The 17,481-nt window shown below is 72.5% G+C and carries 12 protein-coding genes; all 12 read left to right on the plus strand.

Annotated features, from left to right (window positions below; all coding sequences use genetic code 11):
• Positions 1 to 130 precede the first annotated feature (130 nt).
• On the plus strand, positions 131 to 1,117 hold the full coding sequence (gene sbnA / locus O7629_RS20180; protein WP_278174603.1) for a 2,3-diaminopropionate biosynthesis protein SbnA: 987 nt from the start codon (positions 131 to 133) through the stop codon (positions 1,115 to 1,117).
• A 17-nt stretch (positions 1,118 to 1,134) separates the two neighbouring features.
• A complete protein-coding gene (locus O7629_RS20185) occupies positions 1,135 to 2,091 on the plus strand; it encodes a TauD/TfdA family dioxygenase (RefSeq protein WP_278171022.1) in 957 nt (318 codons plus the stop codon).
• Positions 2,092 to 2,096: 5 nt separating this feature from the next.
• Positions 2,097 to 2,612: a GNAT family N-acetyltransferase gene (locus O7629_RS20190; RefSeq protein ID WP_278171023.1), complete on the plus strand. Its 516-nt coding sequence runs from the start codon at positions 2,097 to 2,099 to the stop codon at positions 2,610 to 2,612.
• A 2-nt stretch (positions 2,613 to 2,614) separates the two neighbouring features.
• The gene (locus O7629_RS20195; protein WP_278171024.1) at positions 2,615 to 3,145 is read left to right on the plus strand and encodes a hypothetical protein; all 531 of its coding nucleotides are present in this window, start codon (positions 2,615 to 2,617) and stop codon (positions 3,143 to 3,145) included.
• The gene (locus O7629_RS20200; RefSeq protein WP_278171025.1) at positions 3,142 to 4,986 is read left to right on the plus strand and encodes a non-ribosomal peptide synthetase; all 1,845 of its coding nucleotides are present in this window, start codon (positions 3,142 to 3,144) and stop codon (positions 4,984 to 4,986) included. Before O7629_RS20195 ends, O7629_RS20200 begins: the two co-directional genes overlap by 4 nt.
• Complete coding sequence (locus O7629_RS20205; RefSeq protein WP_278171026.1) at positions 4,983 to 5,195, plus strand: MbtH family NRPS accessory protein; 213 nt, start codon at positions 4,983 to 4,985, stop codon at positions 5,193 to 5,195. The genes O7629_RS20200 and O7629_RS20205 overlap by 4 nt, the downstream gene beginning before the upstream one ends.
• A gap of 99 nt (positions 5,196 to 5,294) precedes the next feature.
• Complete coding sequence (gene sbnB, locus O7629_RS20210; protein ID WP_278171027.1) at positions 5,295 to 6,320, plus strand: 2,3-diaminopropionate biosynthesis protein SbnB; 1,026 nt, start codon at positions 5,295 to 5,297, stop codon at positions 6,318 to 6,320.
• 91 nt (positions 6,321 to 6,411) lie between these two features.
• Positions 6,412 to 7,482 carry a 3-oxoacyl-ACP synthase III family protein gene (locus tag O7629_RS20215; RefSeq protein WP_278171028.1) on the plus strand — a complete coding sequence of 357 codons (1,071 nt, stop codon included), beginning with the start codon at positions 6,412 to 6,414 and terminating at the stop codon, positions 7,480 to 7,482.
• Entirely contained in the window at positions 7,472 to 9,475 is a 2,004-nt protein-coding gene (locus O7629_RS20220) for an HAD-IIIC family phosphatase (protein ID WP_278171029.1), read from the plus strand. Before O7629_RS20215 ends, O7629_RS20220 begins: the two co-directional genes overlap by 11 nt.
• Positions 9,465 to 9,734, plus strand: coding sequence for an acyl carrier protein (locus O7629_RS20225; protein ID WP_278171030.1), 270 nt, complete (start codon positions 9,465 to 9,467; stop codon positions 9,732 to 9,734). The genes O7629_RS20220 and O7629_RS20225 overlap by 11 nt, the downstream gene beginning before the upstream one ends.
• Complete coding sequence (locus O7629_RS20230) at positions 9,731 to 10,993, plus strand: FAD-dependent monooxygenase (RefSeq protein WP_278171031.1); 1,263 nt, start codon at positions 9,731 to 9,733, stop codon at positions 10,991 to 10,993. The genes O7629_RS20225 and O7629_RS20230 overlap by 4 nt, the downstream gene beginning before the upstream one ends.
• 69 nt (positions 10,994 to 11,062) lie before the next feature.
• The gene (locus O7629_RS20235; RefSeq protein WP_278171032.1) at positions 11,063 to 17,458 is read left to right on the plus strand and encodes a type I polyketide synthase; all 6,396 of its coding nucleotides are present in this window, start codon (positions 11,063 to 11,065) and stop codon (positions 17,456 to 17,458) included.
• The last annotated feature ends 23 nt before the right edge of the window (positions 17,459 to 17,481 follow it).

Here is a 17,481-nt window from a genome sequence, read left to right on the forward strand (position 1 = left end):
CTCGTTGCCGTTCACGCCTGAACCGCAATGCGTACGCGGTCCGAGGTGACCGGTCGGCACGAATGGCGCGACCAGAGGGGGCGACGTGACCCAACGCACCGAGCAAGGGGTTCAACGCAGCGTGCAAGGGATTCTCGGATGTATCGGGGATACGCCGCTGGTCGAGCTGAACGGCCTGCTGCGGGACATTCCGGCGCGGGTGTTCGCGAAACTGGAGTTGGCGAATCCGGGCGGCAGCATCAAGGACCGCACCGCATTGAACATGCTGCTCCACAAGATCCACGCGGCGGAACTGGTGCCGAACCGTTCGGTGGTCATCGAATCCAGCTCCGGCAACCTGGCGATCGGCATCGCCCAGGTCTGCCGCTACTTCGGACTGCGCTTCATCTGCGTGGTCGACGCCAAGACGACCGCGCAGAACATCGCCATCCTCCGGGCGTTCCAGGCCGAAATCGAGATCATCGACCGGCCCGACCCGGTCACCGGCGAGTACCTGCCGGAACGCATCCGCCGGGTCCGCGAGCTGCTGGCCGAGCATCCGGAAGGTTACTGGCCCAATCAGTACGCCAACCCGCTCAACCCGGCCGCGCACCACCGAACGATGCGGGAGATCATCGCCGCTCTGCCGGCCCCGCCGGACTTCATCTTCTGTGCCACCAGCACCTGCGGCACGTTGACCGGGGTTCTCGACTACGTCCGGGAGCAGGCGCTGTCCACCCGGGTGGTCGCCGTCGACGCGGTCGGCAGTGCGATCTTCGGTGACGAGAGCCGGCACCGGCTGATCCCGGGCCACGGCGCGTCGGCCCGGCCACCGCTGCTGGCCGCCGCCGAGACCTACCCGGTGGTGCACGTCTCCGACCTCGACTGCGTCGTCGGCTGCCGCCGGCTGATGGCCCGGGAGGCAATTCTCGCCGGCGGATCCTCCGGCGGGGTCATCTCGGCGTTGGAACGGTTCCGCGACCGCATTCCGGCCGGTGCGACCTGCGTCCTCGTCTTCCCCGACCGCGGGGAGCGCTACCTCAACACCATCTATTCCGACCAGTGGGTTCAGCAGAACTTCGGCGACGTGTCACACCTGTGGAAAGAGTCCGGGATCGCCGCCGCCGGCCGGCACTGATCAGCGAAGGGGAAACCATGTTGGTAACCGCACTGCCGGGGCAGAGCCTCCCCGCAGTCATCGAACCGGACAACGGCCTGTCGATTCTCGACGTCATCAAGGAGAACCGGGCGGAGATCCGTTCGCTCATCACCCGTACCGGGGCGGCGATGTTCCGTGGCTTCGAGGTGGGTGGCGTCGACGGACTGCACGACGTGGTCCGGGCGCTGTCCGGCGCTCCGCTGGACTACACCGAGCGGACGTCACCGCGCAGCAGCCTCTCCGGCAACGTCTTCACCTCGACCGACTACCCGCCGACCGAGGAGATCTTCCTGCACAACGAGTGCTCCTACCAGGCGCAGTGGCCGATGAAGGTGTTCTTCTACTGCCTGCAGCCGGCCGAGACCCAGGGCGCCACCCCGTTCGCCGACGTCCGTGAGGTCTACCGGCACATCGACCCGTCGGTGGCCGAGGAGTTCATCCGGCGCAAGTGGATGTACGTGCGCACGTTCAGTGAAATGGGCGGCAGCTGGCAGTACTTCTACGACACCGAGGACCGGTCGCAGGTCGAGCGGTACTGCCGCAGCCAGGGCATCGACGTCGAATGGATCGGCACCGACGGGCTGCGTACCCGGGCGGTCCGCGAGCCCGTGCACCCGCACCCGGTGACCGGCGAGCCGGTCTGGTTCAACCACGCCACGTTCTTCCACATCAGCACCCTGCCGCAGGTCTACCAGGAGGAGATGCTGGAGATGTACGGCGAAGAGAACCTGCCGACGAACAGCTACTACGGCGACGGCGCGCGGATCCCCGACGACGTGATGAAGCACCTGCAGGAGGCGTACCGCGCGGCGCTGACCCGGTTCGACTGGCGGGCCGACGACCTCGTGGTGATCGACAACATGCTCACCGCGCACGGTCGGGAGCCGTTCACCGGTGGCCGCCGGATCGCCATCGCGATGGCGGAGGCCTCCGACGCGCCGGTCGAGCCGTAACCGCCGTGGCACCCCCCACGACGGACGTCCCGACCGAGTTCGGCGTCCGGCCGGCCACCGTCGACGAACTCGACGCGCTGGTCGGGATCGAGCAGGGGCCGGAGACGACCCGGTACCTCGGCATCACCGGCCCGGCCTATCACGAGCGGGCCTACGCCGATCCGGACCAGGAACAGATCGTCGCCGAGGCCGGCACCTCGGTGGTGGGTTTCGTCGTGCTGGCCGGGCTGCGCCGGCCGGACCGCGTCGTCGAACTGCGCCGCATCGTGGTGTCGCACCGGCACCGGGGCGCGGGGTACGGGCGCCGGCTGTTCCGCGCCGCGGTGGACCGGGCCTACCGGGTCCACGGCGCCCGCCAGGTCTGGCTGGACGTCAAGCCGGACAACACCAGGGGCCGCACGCTGTACGCGTCCGAGGGCTTCATGCCGGACGGGACGATCCCCGACCCGATGTGCCCCGACGGGGTGCTGCTGCTGATGCGGCACACCCCGCAACCGCCGACCACACCGAGACAGGAGTAACGATGCGAGAGAAGCTCGCGGTTATCGATCCGCAGGCGGCGCCGCTGGCCGGTGCGGCCGCCCCGCAGACCGCGTTCACCGCCGGCCAGGCCGGTGACGCGGGATGCCCCCGCTGTGTCGCCGAGCTGACCGTCGCCGGCGAGGAGTTCGACCGGGCGTTCGCCGAGCGGGACTACGACAAGTTCATCTCGTTCTTCATCAACGAGAACGCCACCGGGCTCGGCGCCGACGGGACCGTCGGGATGAACCGGGACGCGTGGGGGCGCATTCTGCGCGAGTACTTCGACGAGCCGACCTGGACGCTGCACGTCACGCCGATCAAGTCGGTGGTGCAGAACTGCATCAGCGGCCAGATCCTCGAGGTGGTCCGCTTCGACTCGGCCGACACCACGATCACCTTCGTGCACGTCACCTGCTGGCTACGTGACCACGACCGGTGGCGGGTGGTGCTGCAGACCGAGGCCGGTCCGCTGCAGGACACCGAGGCGCTGCTGGCGCAGGTCGCCGCGCAGCAGGAGGCGGCCATCCGATGACCCAGACAGTTGAAGCGCGCACCGCGCCGCCCGCCGACCGGCGCGGCCGGCCGGAATGGCACGGGTCGGCGATCGCCGCGTTCCAGGAGGTGGTCGCCGCCCACCCGGACCGGGACGCGGTGATCGCCACCGACGGCCGGCTCAGCTACGCGCAGCTCGACGACCGCAGCGACCGACTCGCCGGCATCCTGGCCGGTCGGGGCGCCGGCCCGGAACGCGCCGTCGGGGTGCTGCTGCCCCGGTCGGTCGACCTGCTGGTGGCGATCCTCGGCATCCTGAAGGCCGGTGCCGTCTACGTTCCGTTCGACCCGGAGCAGCCGGCGCAGCGGCTGGCCCGCATCGCCCGGGACGCGGACCTGGTCACCACGATCACCCACGCCGACCTGATCGGGTCGGTGCCGGACACCGGCGTCGGCGACCCGGTGGTCCTCGACCGGATCGACTGGGACGCGCATCCGCGTACCGCGCCGGTGCCGCTGCATCCGGACAACCTGGCGTACGTCATCTTCACCTCGGGGTCGACCGGCCGGCCCAAGGGAGTGGAGATCTCCCACCGGGCGCTGGTCAGTTTCCTCAACGGCATGGAGCAGGGCGGCTTCTTCGGCCCGCCCGGTGCCCGGTTGGCCTGGAACGCTTCGGTGGCCTTCGACGCGTCGGTGCAGGAGTGGGTCCGGGTGTTGCGGGGCGACACGGTCGGGGTGCTCACCGACGACATGCGCCGCGACGCGGAGGAGTTCGCGGAGTTCATGGTCGAGCACCGGCTCAGCGAGGCCGACATGACGCCGTCGCACGCCCAGATGCTGATCGAGGAGCTGGCCACGGTGGCCGCCAAGGACCAGTTCCTTCGGCTGTTCATCGCCGGTGAGGCGGTGCCGCCGCCGCTGTGGGCCACCCTGGAGCAGTTGATCTCCGACGGGGTGCTGACGGCGATGAACCTGTACGGCCCGACCGAGGCCGCGGTGAACGTGGCCGGCACCCCGATCGTGCCGGGCGAGCCGCCGCACATCGGCCGCCCGCTGGCCGGGGTGCAGGCCCGCATCGTCGACGCGACGCTGTCACCGGTGCCCGACGGCACCCCCGGTGAGCTGTGCGTCGCCGGCCCGTACCTGGCCCGTGGCTACTCGGGACGGCCAGGGCTGACCGCGGCGAAGTTCGTCCCGGACCCGCTCGCCGACGACGGTGCCCGGATGTACCGCACCGGTGACCGGGTGGTCCGCCAGCCGGACGGCACGCTGCGCTACATCGGTCGCACCGACGACCAGATCAAGATCCGGGGACACCGGGTGGAGCTGGGTGAGATCGAGGCGGTGATCGCCGACCATCCGGGGGTCGCCCGCGCGGTGGTGCTGTACCACCCGGAGGTGGACAGCGGCCAACTGTCCGCCGTGGTCCGGCTGCGCCCGGGTGCCGACCTGGCCGCGGTACGCGAACACGCCGCCAGCCAGCTGCCGTCCTGGATGCGCCCGGGCAACTACACGGTGGTCGACACGATCCCGTTGACCGTCGGCGGCAAGGCCGACCGGGGCGCACTGATCAACCGCCTGACGTCCGGTCCGGACGGACCAGGATCCGACAACGACGAGGAGCCTCCGATGCCAGTTGACGCCGCCGAGACGGTACGCACCGTCTGGTGCGAGATTCTGAAGATCGACACGATCAGCGACACCGATGACTTCTTCGACATCGGCGGTCACTCGCTGAGCGCGATGCAGGTCGCCAGCCGGCTGCGGGCCGAACTGGGTGGCGTCAAGGTGCCCACCCAGCTGCTGTTCCGCAACCCGACCTTCGCCGGTTTCACCGAGGCGGTCAACGAACGGCTCAACCAGGTGGCCCCGGCATGAGTGGCGAACCCGTCGAGCGGTGGGCCGTGCTGGTCAACCACGAGGAGCAGTACGGGCTCTTCCCGGCCGACCGGCCGGCACCCGGCGGGTGGCGACCGGCCGGATTCGAGGGCACCGAGGACGAGTGCACGGCACACGTCGACGAAACCTGGACCGACCTGCGCCCGGCCGGTCTGCGCCGGGCGATGGCGGCGCGCTCGACCGACTGACCGGACCCGACGACCGGCCGGGTGCCCGACCCGGCCGGTCGTACGCCGACGACCGCCGCCCCCGACGAGGTCGTCCCGAACGACGGAGCACACCATCCCATGGCAGAGATTCCGCCCTTCGCCGTCATCTCCGGCGCCCAGGTGCACGACACGATCAGTGGACGTGAGCCGGAGATCACCGAGCTGATCGAGTCCGCGTACCGGCTGCACGGAGCCGGGGAAACCACCAACCCGGACTCGTACTTCCTGCGGTTCCCGGACCGCCCGAACAGCCGGATCATCGCGCTGCCCGCTTCGGTACGGGGCAAGGTCGAGGTGCACGGCATGAAGTGGATCTCCAGCTTCCCGGACAACGTCGCCGGCGGGATCCCCCGGGCCTCGGCCGTGCTGGTTCTCAACGACTACGAGACCGGGTACCCGATCGCCTGCCTGGAGTCGTCGATCATCAGCGCGACCCGGACCGCCGCGTCCGCCGCGTCCGCCGCGCTGCGGCTGTCCGCCGCCCGCGGCGGGGTGCCGCGCCGGGTCGGCTTCGTCGGCACCGGCCTGATCGCCCGCTACATCCACACCTACCTGGTCGGCAACGGGTGCGAGTTCGACAGTGTCGGGCTGTACGACCTGTCCGCCGAGCACGCCGGCGGGTTCCGCGACCATCTGGTCCGCGGCGGGCACGACGACGTCCGGCTGTACGGCAGCGCCGAGGAACTGGTCCGGTCGTACCCGCTGATCGTCTTCGCCACCGTCGCCGGCCGGCCCCACCTGTCCGACCCCCGACTGCTCGCCCACCATCCGCTGGTGCTGCACGTCTCGCTGCGTGACCTGTCCCCGGAGCTGATCCTCGCCTCGACCAACGTGGTCGACGACGTCGAGCACTGCATGAAGGCGGACACCTCGGTGCACCTGACCGAGCAGCGGGTGGGGCACCGCCGGTTCGTCGCCGGCACGTTGGACGACGTGCTGACCGGGCGGATCGACGTACCCGCCGACCAGCCGGTGATCTTCTCCCCGTTCGGGCTCGGAGTGCTGGACCTGGTGCTCGCCAAGCACGTCTACGACAGCATCGCGGCGGCCGGCGGACTGCACACCGTGCCCGGCTTCTTCCACGACGTCAGCCGGTACGGCTGACCCGGCCCCGGCGCCGTAGCCGGCAGGTCGCCACCTGGCCCGCCGGCAACCCGATTCCCGTACCCGCACGAACCGACGTAAGGACGCAGCCGTGCGACTGGTATCCCTCAGTGAGGTACTTCCCGGCGAGCCGGTCACCAACGCGGACATGGCCGCCCGGTTCGGCCTGCACGAACGGTGGCTGGACGCGATGACCGGCAACCGCACCCGCTACTTCTGCCGGCCGGACGGCCCGCCCGGGGTGCCCCGGTCCACCAGCGACCTGGCCACCGCCGCCGGTGAGCAGGCCCTGCTGCGGTCCGGTCTGGACCCGGCCAGCCTCGACTTCGTCATCCTGACCACCGCGTCGCCCGACCACCTGATGCCGGCCACCGTCAACCTGGTCGCCGACCGGCTCGGACTCAACGACATCCCGACCTTCCAGCTCACCTCGGGATGCGCCGGCGCCCTGCAGGGGCTCTACACGGCACGTGCCCTGCTCGCCGCCGGAGAGCTGCGGCGCGGCCTGGTCATCGGGGCCGACACCTGCCGCAACCTGTGGCCGTCGGACGGCGCGATCGCCCAGCTGCGGCCGGCCGAGATGGTGAGCTTCGCGCTGTTCGGCGACGGGGCCGGGGCGGCCGTGGTGGACGCCGGCACCGACGGGCCGGGACTGGTCGTCGAGCACCTGTTCACCCGGACCGTCGGCAAGGGCCGGTCGCCGGCGCAGATCGTCCGCTGGTACGGCGCGGAGGGCGCGCCGATGGTCTCCGGCCCGCGCGGCGAACCGGTCCGCGAAGCGATGTCCGATGAGGACTACAAGGCGATCGAGCAGCACGTGCCGGAGGCCGCCCGGGCGATCCTCGACGAGCTGGTCGCGGTCACCGGTTGGCCCGCCGACGAGGTCGAACACCTGCTGATCCCCCAGCTCAACGGGGTGATGACCGAGAAGATCCGGCGCTACCTCGGGGTCCGGCCCGAGCAGGCGGTCAGCTGCGTCGCCGACACCGGCAACAACGGCAACGCGCTGCCGTTCATCCAGCTCAACCGGGCGATGCGGCGGATCGCGGCGGGCACCGGCGTCGGCGGGCGGCTGCTGGTCACCACCGTCGAGTCGTCCAAGTGGGTGCTGACCGGAATGGCGCTGCGGCACCGGCCCGAGGAGGCCGACGATGTCCGTTGACAGTGTCTCCGCGCCGACGTCGGCCGGCCCGCCGCTGGCCCAGCTGCGGGCGCTGATCCGGGCCGGGTCGGCCGGCGACGTCCGGCGGCTACGGCCGCTCCTGGACCGGCTCACCGACCCGCTCGATCTGGAGGCCGCCGGCTCGCTGCTGCGCGGCCGCCGGGCCGCCGACCAGCTGCGCGCCGAGCTGGCGCCGACCCGGATCGCGCTGCTCGGCAGCGCCACGCTCGACCCGCTGCCGGCGCTGCTCACCGCGGCTGGCGTGCGGTACACGATGCTGCCCGAGATCCGCACCGCCGGCTTCGACCAGTGGCGGCTGGAGATCGCCGCCGGTGCGCCGGACCTCGCCGAGCTGCGGCCCCGGATCGTGGCCCTGCTGCTCGACGACTCCGCCGTCCTGTCCGGGCTGGCCGACCCGGTCGACGTCGATGAGATCGCCGCCCGGTGCGCCGCGTTCCCGGCCGAGCTGGCATCCTGGCTCACCGCGTGCCGGCAGGTGCTCGGCGGGCTGACCGTGCTCGGCACCGTACCGCTGCATCCGCTGCGCCGGCACCGGCTGATCAGCTACGCCGCCCGGGCCCGGCTCGACGCGGTCTGGTCGCGGATGAACGCCGCGATCGCCGAACTCGCCGCCGACCATCCGGCGACGGTCGTCCTGTCAACGGCGGACCTGGCCGAACGGGCCGGGAGCACGTTCGCCGACGACCGGATGCGCCACGTCGCCGGCCACGCGTACTCCCCCGGCTATCTGTCGGCCTTCGCCCACGAGCTGGCCCGGGTCGCCGCCGCTGACCTCGGCCGGGCCGCCAAGTGCCTGGTGCTCGACCTCGACGAGACGCTGTGGAGCGGGGTGGTCGGTGACATCGGCCCGGACGCCGTGACGGTGGGTGGCGGCTACCCCGGTTCGGCGCACACCGAACTGCAGGAGCTGGCCCGGGACCTGGCGGCGCAGGGCGTACTGCTCGCCGTCGCCTCGAAGAACGACCACGACGTCGCGGTAGAGGCGCTGACCCGGCACCCGGAGATGGTGCTCCGGCCGGACGCCTTCGTGGCTACCCGGATCAACTGGGAGCCGAAGCCGGACAACCTGCGGGCGATCGCCGAGGAGCTCAACATCGGTCTCGACGCGCTGGTGTTCGTCGACGACAACCCGGCCGAGCGGGACCTGATGCACCGGCTCGCACCGCAGGTCGGCACCGTCGACCTGCCGGGTGAGCCGGCCGGGTACGCCCGACGCCTCGCCGCCCGGGGCGACTTCACCGTGCTCAGCCTCACCGACGAGGACCGGCAGCGGGTCGCGATGTACCAGGCCAGCGCCCGCCGACGGGAGCTGGTCCGGGATGCCGGCAGCCTGGACGACTACCTGGCCGGGCTGGAGTCCCGGCTCACCGTGCAGCCGCTGGACCGGCACAACGCGGGCCGGATCACTCAACTGTTCGCCAAGACCAACCAATTCAACCTCACCGGGATCCGGTACGGCACCGCCGAGCTGGGCGACGGCGGTGCGGTCGGCGGCAGCAGCTCGCCCGGTGACGACGACGCGCCCGGCGGCGCCACGGCCTTCTACGGTGCCCGGTTGACCGACCGGTTCGGTGACAACGGGCTGATCGCGGCGCTGGCCCTGACCCGACGCACCGACGGTGCCTGGAGCATCGACAACCTTGTCCTCAGCTGCCGGGTCTTCTCCCGGGACGTGGAAGGAGCGATCGTCGGCCTGGTGCTGCGCAGCGCGGTCGCCCGGGGGGTGCCGGCCGTGTACGGCAGCTTCCGCCGCACCGAGCGCAACGCCCGGTTCGCCGACTTCTATCCACGGCTCGGCTTCCACCCCGTCGACCCGACCGACCCGACCGACCGCACCGCTGACGCCGACCGCACCGCCGACGCCACCGAGCCGGAGGGTGCCGCCGAGTTCCGCCACGAACTGCGCGACCTCGTCGAGCTGCCCGGCTGGATCGAGATCACCAACAACGAGGAGCCCTTCGATGTCCGCTGACCGGCCTGACTCCGGCGTCGATCTGATCGCCGACATCCTCGCGGACCTGCTGGACCTGGAGTCCGAGCAGGTCACCGCCGACACTCCGCTGACCGCGATCGACGGCTGGGACTCCGTGAACGCCCTGCGGGTGCTGGTCTACCTGGAGCGCAGCAGCGGCGCGTCGGTGGACTACGAACGGTTCACCGCCGCCACCACCGTTGCCGACCTGGCGGCGCTGGTCGCACCGGTCCCGGCGAGCGAGGGGCCGGTCCGGTGAGCGACCAGACGATGCAGACCGACGTCCTGATCGTCGGCGGCGGTCCGGCCGGCGCGCTGCTCGGTCACCTGTTGGCCCGGCGCGGAATCGACGTGCTGGTGGCCGAGCGGCAGACCAGCCTGGAGCGCGAGTTCCGCGGCGAGACGATCGCCGCCCCGTCGGTGGTGACCCTGCGCCGGCTGGGCTTCGGCCCGGCGCTGGACGACCACGGCTACCTGCCGACCGAGGGCGTCACCATGCGGATGGAGGGGCGGCGGGTGATGCACGTCGACTACCGCCGCTTCGGCGTCGGCGAGGTGCCGATCGACATCCCGCAGCCCGCCCTGATCAAGATCTTCATTGACGCCGGGCAGCAGCATCGCGGGTTCGACTACCAGTTCGGGACCACCTTCACCCGGTTGATCGAGCAGGACGGTGCGATCCGCGGTGCCTGGCTGCGCCGCCGCGACGGCTCGTCGGTCGAGGTCCGGGCCCGGCTCGTGGTGGGCGCCGACGGACGGTTCTCCAAGGTACGACACGCCGCCGGGCTCACCGCCGACGTTCAGCAGATGGCCCGCGACTTCCTGTCGTTCCGGCTGCCCCGGCCGCCGCAGTGGGGGCAACAGGCCGAGCTGGTGATCAACCGGGACCGGCACCTGGTGGTGCTGCCCACCTTCCCCGACTCGCTGCGGATCGGCACCAACCTGCCGAAACGCAGTCTCGGCGCGCTGCGCAAGGCCGGCTTCGACGCGTTCCGTTCGGTGGTGGCCGCCCTCGACCCCCGGCTCGCTCCGCTTGTCCAGCAACACCTGCGGACCTGGGACGACACCTCGTTTCTGGAGATCTTCACCGCCGAGGTGCCGCAGTGGAGCCGAGACGGGCTGATCCTGGTCGGCGACGCCTCGCACACCTGCACACCGATCCTCGGCCAGGGCGTGAACGTGGCCATCCAGGACGCCGTCTGCCTCACCCCGGTGATCGCCGCCGCGCTGGCAGCGGACCGCGGCCCGGTCGTCACCGCCGCCGATACCGCCGACTTCGTCACGCAACGGCAGCGGCACAAGGCGTTCGTCACCCGGTTCCAACGGATCCAGGAGTCCGCTCTGGCTCAGGGCGGCACCGTCGGCGTACTGCTGCGTCGGGCCCGCTACCGGACCCTCGACGTGCTGCCGCTGAAGTACCGGATCTTTGGCAGCGTGCTCAACGCGCCGCACGAGATCGACCCGGCGGATCTCGCCGAGGACGTCCGGACCGGACCCGCAGTGGGCACCGGCGACTGACCTCGCCCGGCCCGTACCACATCAGACCCGAACCTGCTCCCGCACCCTGTCTCCCGAGGCGGTCTCGCTATGTTCGACAACGACGGTACCGACCCGACCCAGCTCATCGCGGTCGTCGGCATGGCCGGCCGGTTTCCCCAGGCACCGGACGTGGACAGCTTCTGGCGGCTGCTCCGCGACCGGGGCGACGCGATCGCCCCGGTGCCCGGCGACCGGTGGGACGCCAGCGCCCAGCTCGACCCGGAACGGCACGTTCAGGACGTCGGCGGGTTCGTCGACGAAGTCGACCTGTTCGACCCCGGCTTCTTCGGAATCTCCCCCCGGGAGGCCGAGGACATCGACCCGCAGCAGCGGCTGATGCTGGAGACCGTCTGGCGGACCCTGGAGGACGCCGGTCAGCCGGCGGCCGGACTGCGCGGCTCCCGTACCGGGGTCTACGTCGGAGCCTCCTGGCACGACTACGAGATCCTGCGCAAGGAACGCGGCCTGGGGGCCACCACGCACAGCGCGGTCGGCAACGCCCTGGACGTGATCGCCGCCCGGGTCTCGTACTTCCTGCGACTGACCGGGCCGTCACTGGTCGTCGAGACCGGGTGTTCGTCGTCGCTGGTGGCGTTGCACCTGGCCGGTCAGGCATTGCGCGCCGGCGAGACCGACGCGGCGCTGGTCGGCGGGGTCAACCTGATCCTCGCCCCCGACGTGTCGATCGGGCTGACCGCCTTCGGTGGGCTCTCCCCGGAGGGTCGGTGCAAGGCGTTCTCGGCCACCGCCGACGGGTTCGTCCGGGCCGAGTGCGTCTCGGCGCTGATGCTCAAGCGGCTCGACCGGGCGATCGCCGACGGCGACCGGATCCGCGGCGTCATCGTGCGCACCGTGGTGAACAACGACGGCGGCGGGGAGAGCCTGGTGACCCCGAACCCGGCCGGTCAGGAGGACCTGCTGCGCCGGGCGTACCAAGGGCTGGAAGGCGTGGTCGACCGGCTGCGCTACGTCGAGGCGCACGGCACCGGCACCGGCCGGGGCGACCCGATCGAGGCCGGCGCCATCGGCCGGATCCTCGGCCGGGCCGGCGCCCGCGCCGGTGACGGTGACGGCGGTCAGGTGGCTACTCCGTTGGCCATCGGCTCGGTGAAGACCAACATCGGACACGCCGAGGCGGCCGCCGGGCTCGCCGGCCTGGTCAAGGTGCTGCTCGCCATCGAACACCGGGTGGTGCCGCCCAGCCTGCACTCCGCCGAGCTCAACCCCGCCATCGACTTCGCCGGCCTCAACCTGCAGCTGGTCTGCGAGCCGCTGCCGCTGCCGGTCGACGAGGCGGTCTGCCTCGGCGTCAACTCGTTCGGCTGGGGAGGCACGAACGCACACGTCGTGGTCGCCGACCCGCCGGCCGGCACGAACCGCCGCGCGGAGCCGGCCACCGCCGCGACCGGTCCGGCGGTGCCGGCCGTCCTGCCGGTGTCCGCACACACCAACCAGGCCCTGACCCAGCGCCTGCGTGACCTGCGTGACCGGCTCGCCGCCGGGGCCGAGCCGCAGCGACTCGCCGGTGCGCTGGCGCACCGGCGCGACCACTTCCCGCTGCGTACCGCCGTGGTCGCGGCTGACGCCCAATCGGCCGTGACGCTGATCGACGCCCACCTGGACGACCCACAGGCGGACCTCGCCGGGATCACCGCCGGCCGGGCCGACACCGCTGGCCGGACCGCGTTCGTCTTCCCCGGGCAGGGTGCCCAGTGGGCGGCCATGGGGCAACGGCTCTACGCCGAGGTGCCGACGTTCGCGAAGGTCATCGACCGGTGCGCCGACGCGCTACGGCCGTACGTCGACTGGGACCTGGCCGAGGTGGTCTCCGGCGCCGCCGGGGACGGCTGGCTGTCCCGGGTGGACATGCTGCAGCCGACCCTGTGGGCCACCTCGGTCGGGCTGGCCGAGCTGTGGCGGGCCAACGGCGTGGTGCCGGACGTGGTCGTCGGGCACAGCCAGGGCGAGGTCGCCGCCGCCACGGTGGCCGGCATCCTCAGCTACTCCGACGCCGCGATGGTGGTGGCCCGGCGCAGCGCGCTCGCGCTCCGTACCTCGGGCAACGGCCGGATGCTCGCCGTCTCGCTGGACCGGGAAGCGGCGCTCGACGCGCTCGCCGGCTTCGAGGAGCTGGTCTCCCTGGCGGTGCACAACGGTCCCAGCTCGTGCGTACTGTCCGGCGAGACCGAGGCGGTACTCACCCTCAAGGAGCTGCTCGACGCCGACGAGGTCTTCTGCCGGCTGGTCGACGTCGACTACGCCTCACACAGCCCGCAGATGGACGCGCTCACCGACGACCTGCTCGCCGCGCTGCACGAGCTGCGGCCCGGTCAGGGCGAGGTCGAGCTGATGTCCACGGTCCGGGTCGCCCCGCTGGCCGGGCCGGAGATGGACGCCCGCTACTGGGTGGACAACCTGCGCCAGCCCGTGCAGTTCCACGACACGATGGGCCGGCTGTTCGACGACGGCGTCACCCACGTCGTGGAGATCAGCCCGCACCCGGTGCTGGTGCCGGCGCTGGAGCAGCTCGCGGCGGCCCGGCCGGAGCCGCCACGGGTGCTGTCCACGCTGCGCCGTGACCAGGGCACCCCGGCCGACCTGGCTGCCGCGTTCGGCCGCGGCTACGTCGCCGGGCTGGCCCCGTTCGCCGGGCTGCCCGACGGGTTCGGCGTCGACCTGCCCGGCTACCCGTGGCAGCGGTCGACGCACTGGCCGCCGGCCGCCCGGCGACGCTCCCGGACCGCCGGCACCGAGATCACCCTGGTGCCGTCCCCGTCGGAGACCGACCTGTGGCAGGCGGAGCTCGAACTCGGCATCGACGACCAGCCCTGGCTCGACGACCACCGGGTGCACGACGCGGTCGTGGTGCCCGGTGCCGCGATGATCGTGCTCGGCCTCGGCGCCGGCCGGGCCCGTACCGGCCGGCTGCCGGCCAGCCTGCACCGGACCACCTTCCACAGTGATCTGACGCTGGCCGACGGACCGGCCCGGCTCGGCCTGCTGTGGCGCGACGACGTGACCGAGGGCGGTTCGTTCGTGCTGCAGTCGCTCGGCTCCGACGGCACCAGCTGGTTCCGGCACGCCACCGCCCAGGTCCGGCACACGACCGGGGCGGCGGGCCCGGTGGAGTTCCCCGGGCAGCGGCTCGCCGACCCGGCGACCGAGGTCGACCCGGAAACCTTCTACGCCAACTGCCACCAGCGCGGACTGCGCTACGGGCCGGCCTTCCAGGGGATCCTGCGGCTGCGCCACGGCACCGACTGGGCACTCGCCGAGCTGGCGCTGCCCGCCCGGTGCCGGGCCGGGGCGGCGGCGTACCCGCTGCACCCGGCGCTGCTGGACGCGGCGCTGCAGGCCAGTCTGGCACTGCACGCCGGCCCGGCGACCGTGGTACCGACCGGGGTGGACCGGATCGATGTGCACGGCGAACTCGCCGAGCCGACCGTCGCGGCCTGGTCGTACGTGTTCCGTCACGACGACGGCCGGTACGACGTGCACCTCTACGACGCCGACCGGACCCCACTGCTCAGCCTGCACGGGCTGACGTTGCAGGAGCTGGACGTGTCCGGGCCGGCCGATCCCGACGGCGGGCTGCTGCACCAACTGCGGTTCCTGCCACGACCGGTGCAGCAGCCGGGTGCGCCCGACGGCCGCTGGCTGATCGTCGGCTCCGGTGACGCCAGCGACACCGCCGGCGGCGGCACCGGCGACAGCCCCGCCGCCGGCCTTGCCGCCGACATCGCTGGCGAGCTGCGCCGGGTCGGCGCCGACGCGGACGTGCCGGCCGCCCACGGCGATGCCGGCGTGGTACGCGACGGCGACCTGACCGGGCTCGTCTACCTGGCACCGGCCGCCTCGGCCGGCCTGGACCGTCAGCGGCAGGCCCTCGCCGAGCTGGCGGACCTGGTCCGGGCCTGCCTGGGCCGCCCGGTGCCGCCCCGACTGGTGCTGGTCACCGTGGACGCCCAGACCGCGACGGCGGCCGACCGGCCGGACCCGGGCGCCGCCCTGTTCTGGGGCTTCGCCCGGGTGCTGCGCCGGGAGCACCCGGAGCTCGCCGCGACCGTCATCGATCTGCCCGGGACGGCCGGCACCGCCGGTTCCGCCGGCACTCAGTCGACCGACACCGCCGCCGCGCTGGTCGCCGAGCTCGGTGCGGCCGACGGCGACGACCAGGTGGTGCTGCGCCCCGACGGCCGGTACGTCGGCCGCATCCTGGCCACCGGCCGGGCCGACCTGGACCGGGTCGCCGACGGTACGCGGCCGCGCTGGCGTACCCCGCGTCAGCCGTTCCGGCTCATCCCGGCCCGCGCCGGCGGCTGGGACGGCCTGGAGTTCCGCCCACTACGCCGCCGACGCCCCGGCCCCGGTGAGGTCGAGGTCGAGGTCACCGCTGCGGCGCTGAACTTCATCGACGTGATGAAGGCCGTCGGCACCTACCCCGACCCGGTCGGGGCCGGGCTGCTCGGCGGCGAATGCGCCGGCCGGGTCACCGCAGTGGGTGCCGGCGTGACCGGCCTCGCCGTCGGGGACCGGGTGGTCGCCTGCGTCTTCGGTGCCCTGGCCTCGCACGTCACCGTAAGCACCGGCCGGGTCCGGCCGATCCCGCCGGAGCTGTCCGACGAGGACGCGGCGGCGCTGCCACTGGTCGGGGTGACCGCCTGGTACGGACTCGCCGAGCTGGGCCGGACCGGCCCCGGCGACACCGTCCTGGTGCACTCGGCCGCTGGCGGGCTGGGGTTGGCCGCGATCGCCGTCGCCCGGCACCTCGGTGCCGAGGTGATCGCCACCGCCGGCACCGAGAGCAAGCGGGAACACCTGCGCCGGCTCGGTATCCGGCATGTGTTCGACTCCCGCGACCTGTCCTGGGCCGAGCAGGTGCTGACGGCGACCGGCGGACGCGGCTGCGACGTGATCCTCAACTCGCTGACCGGGGCGGCGATCACCCGTGGCCTGGACGTGCTGGCCGAGGATGGCCGGTTCATCGAGGTCGGCAAGAAGGACATCTACGCCGACCGCACCATCTCGTTGAGCGCGTTCCGTAAGGGAATCTCGCTCGCCTCGGTCGACGTGGCCGGTCTGATGCAACGCCGGCCGGCCCGGTTCACCGAGCAGTTCGGGCAGGTGTGGGAGCTGGTGCGTACCGGCCAGCTCGGCCGGCTTCCGGTGATCGGCTACCCGTTCGACCAGGCCGCCGAGGCCCTCCGGGAAATGTCGCAGGGGCGGCACATCGGCAAGTTCGTGCTCAGCCGGCCGGACAGTGTGGCGTCGGTGGCGCCCGAGCCGCTGCCCGACGGCCGGTTCCGCGACGACGGCACCTACCTGATCACCGGTGGCCTCGGCGCGCTGGGGCTGTCCCTGGCGGAGTTCGTCGCCGCCGCCGGCGGCGGGGCGATCGCGCTGCTCGGCCGCTCCGCGCCGGACGCCGATGCCGCCGCGCGCATCGACGCGGTCCGGCACGGCGGCGTTCAGGTACGCACCTACCAGGTCGACGTCGCCGACCAGACCGCGCTGGCCGACGTGCTCAGCCAGGTACGCGCCGACCTGCCGCCGCTACGCGGGGTGGTACACGCAGCCGGCGTGCTGGACGACGCCACCATCGCCACGCTGCACGCCGGGCAGCTCGACCGGGTACTCGCCCCCAAGGTCGACGGGGCCCGACACCTGGACGCCCTCACCGGCACCGATCCGCTGGACCTGTTCGTCCTGTTCAGTTCGGCCGCCGCGCTGGTCGGCAACGCCGGGCAGGCGGCATACGCGGCCGCGAACGCGTACCTCGACGGGCTCGCTGAGGACCGTCGCCGACGCGGGCTCGCCGCGCTGTCGGTGCAGTGGGGGCCGTTCGCCGGGGTCGGGCTCGCCGCCCGGGACGGCAACCGCGGTGACCGGCTGGCGGAACGCGGCATGGGCAGCTTCCCCGCCGAGCAGGCCTGGCCGGCGTTGACCCGGCTGCTCACCACTGACGCCACGGTCGTCGGCTACCTGCCGCTCAATCTGCGGCAGTGGTTCGACGCCTACCCTGACACCGCCGCGCTGCCCAGCTGGCAGGAGCTGCGCGCCGGCCGGGCGGCGGCAGCGGCCGGCGGTGATGGCGGGCAGTTCCTCGACCAGCTGCGCAACACCCCGGCCGACGACCGGGCCCCGCTGGTCGAGGCCAAGGTACGGGAACTCACCGGCCGGGTGCTGCGGATCGACCCGACGGTGATCGACCGGGACACCCCGTTCAAGGCGCTCGGCCTCGACTCGCTGATGAGTCTGGAACTGCGCAACCGACTGGAGGCGGCCTTCGACCTGAAGCTGTCGCCGACCCTGCTGTGGACGTACGGCACGTCGGGCGCGCTGACCGGCATGCTCTGCGACCGGCTGCCCACCGGCGACGACGAGCGGCCGGTGCCGGCATCCGACGCCGTGCCCGCACCCGACGCCGCGCCCGCCACCGAGTAGCGACCTGCGACCTGCGGAGGAAC

It is taken from the genome of Solwaraspora sp. WMMD792 (assembly GCF_029626105.1).
Lineage (GTDB): Bacteria > Actinomycetota > Actinomycetes > Mycobacteriales > Micromonosporaceae > Micromonospora_E.

Excerpts from the sequence above, each read along its gene's own strand:
- O7629_RS20185 (WP_278171022.1), top strand. The coding sequence starts at position 1,135 with ATGTTGGTAACCGCACTGCCGGGGCAGAGCCTCCCCGCAGTCATCGAA.
- O7629_RS20195 (WP_278171024.1), top strand. The coding sequence starts at position 2,615 with ATGCGAGAGAAGCTCGCGGTTATCGATCCGCAGGCGGCGCCGCTGGCC.
- O7629_RS20200 (WP_278171025.1), top strand. The coding sequence starts at position 3,142 with ATGACCCAGACAGTTGAAGCGCGCACCGCGCCGCCCGCCGACCGGCGC.
- O7629_RS20205 (WP_278171026.1), top strand. The coding sequence starts at position 4,983 with ATGAGTGGCGAACCCGTCGAGCGGTGGGCCGTGCTGGTCAACCACGAG.
- sbnB (WP_278171027.1), top strand. The coding sequence starts at position 5,295 with ATGGCAGAGATTCCGCCCTTCGCCGTCATCTCCGGCGCCCAGGTGCAC.
- O7629_RS20220 (WP_278171029.1), top strand. The coding sequence starts at position 7,472 with ATGTCCGTTGACAGTGTCTCCGCGCCGACGTCGGCCGGCCCGCCGCTG.
- O7629_RS20225 (WP_278171030.1), top strand. The coding sequence starts at position 9,465 with ATGTCCGCTGACCGGCCTGACTCCGGCGTCGATCTGATCGCCGACATC.
- O7629_RS20235 (WP_278171032.1), top strand. The coding sequence starts at position 11,063 with ATGTTCGACAACGACGGTACCGACCCGACCCAGCTCATCGCGGTCGTC.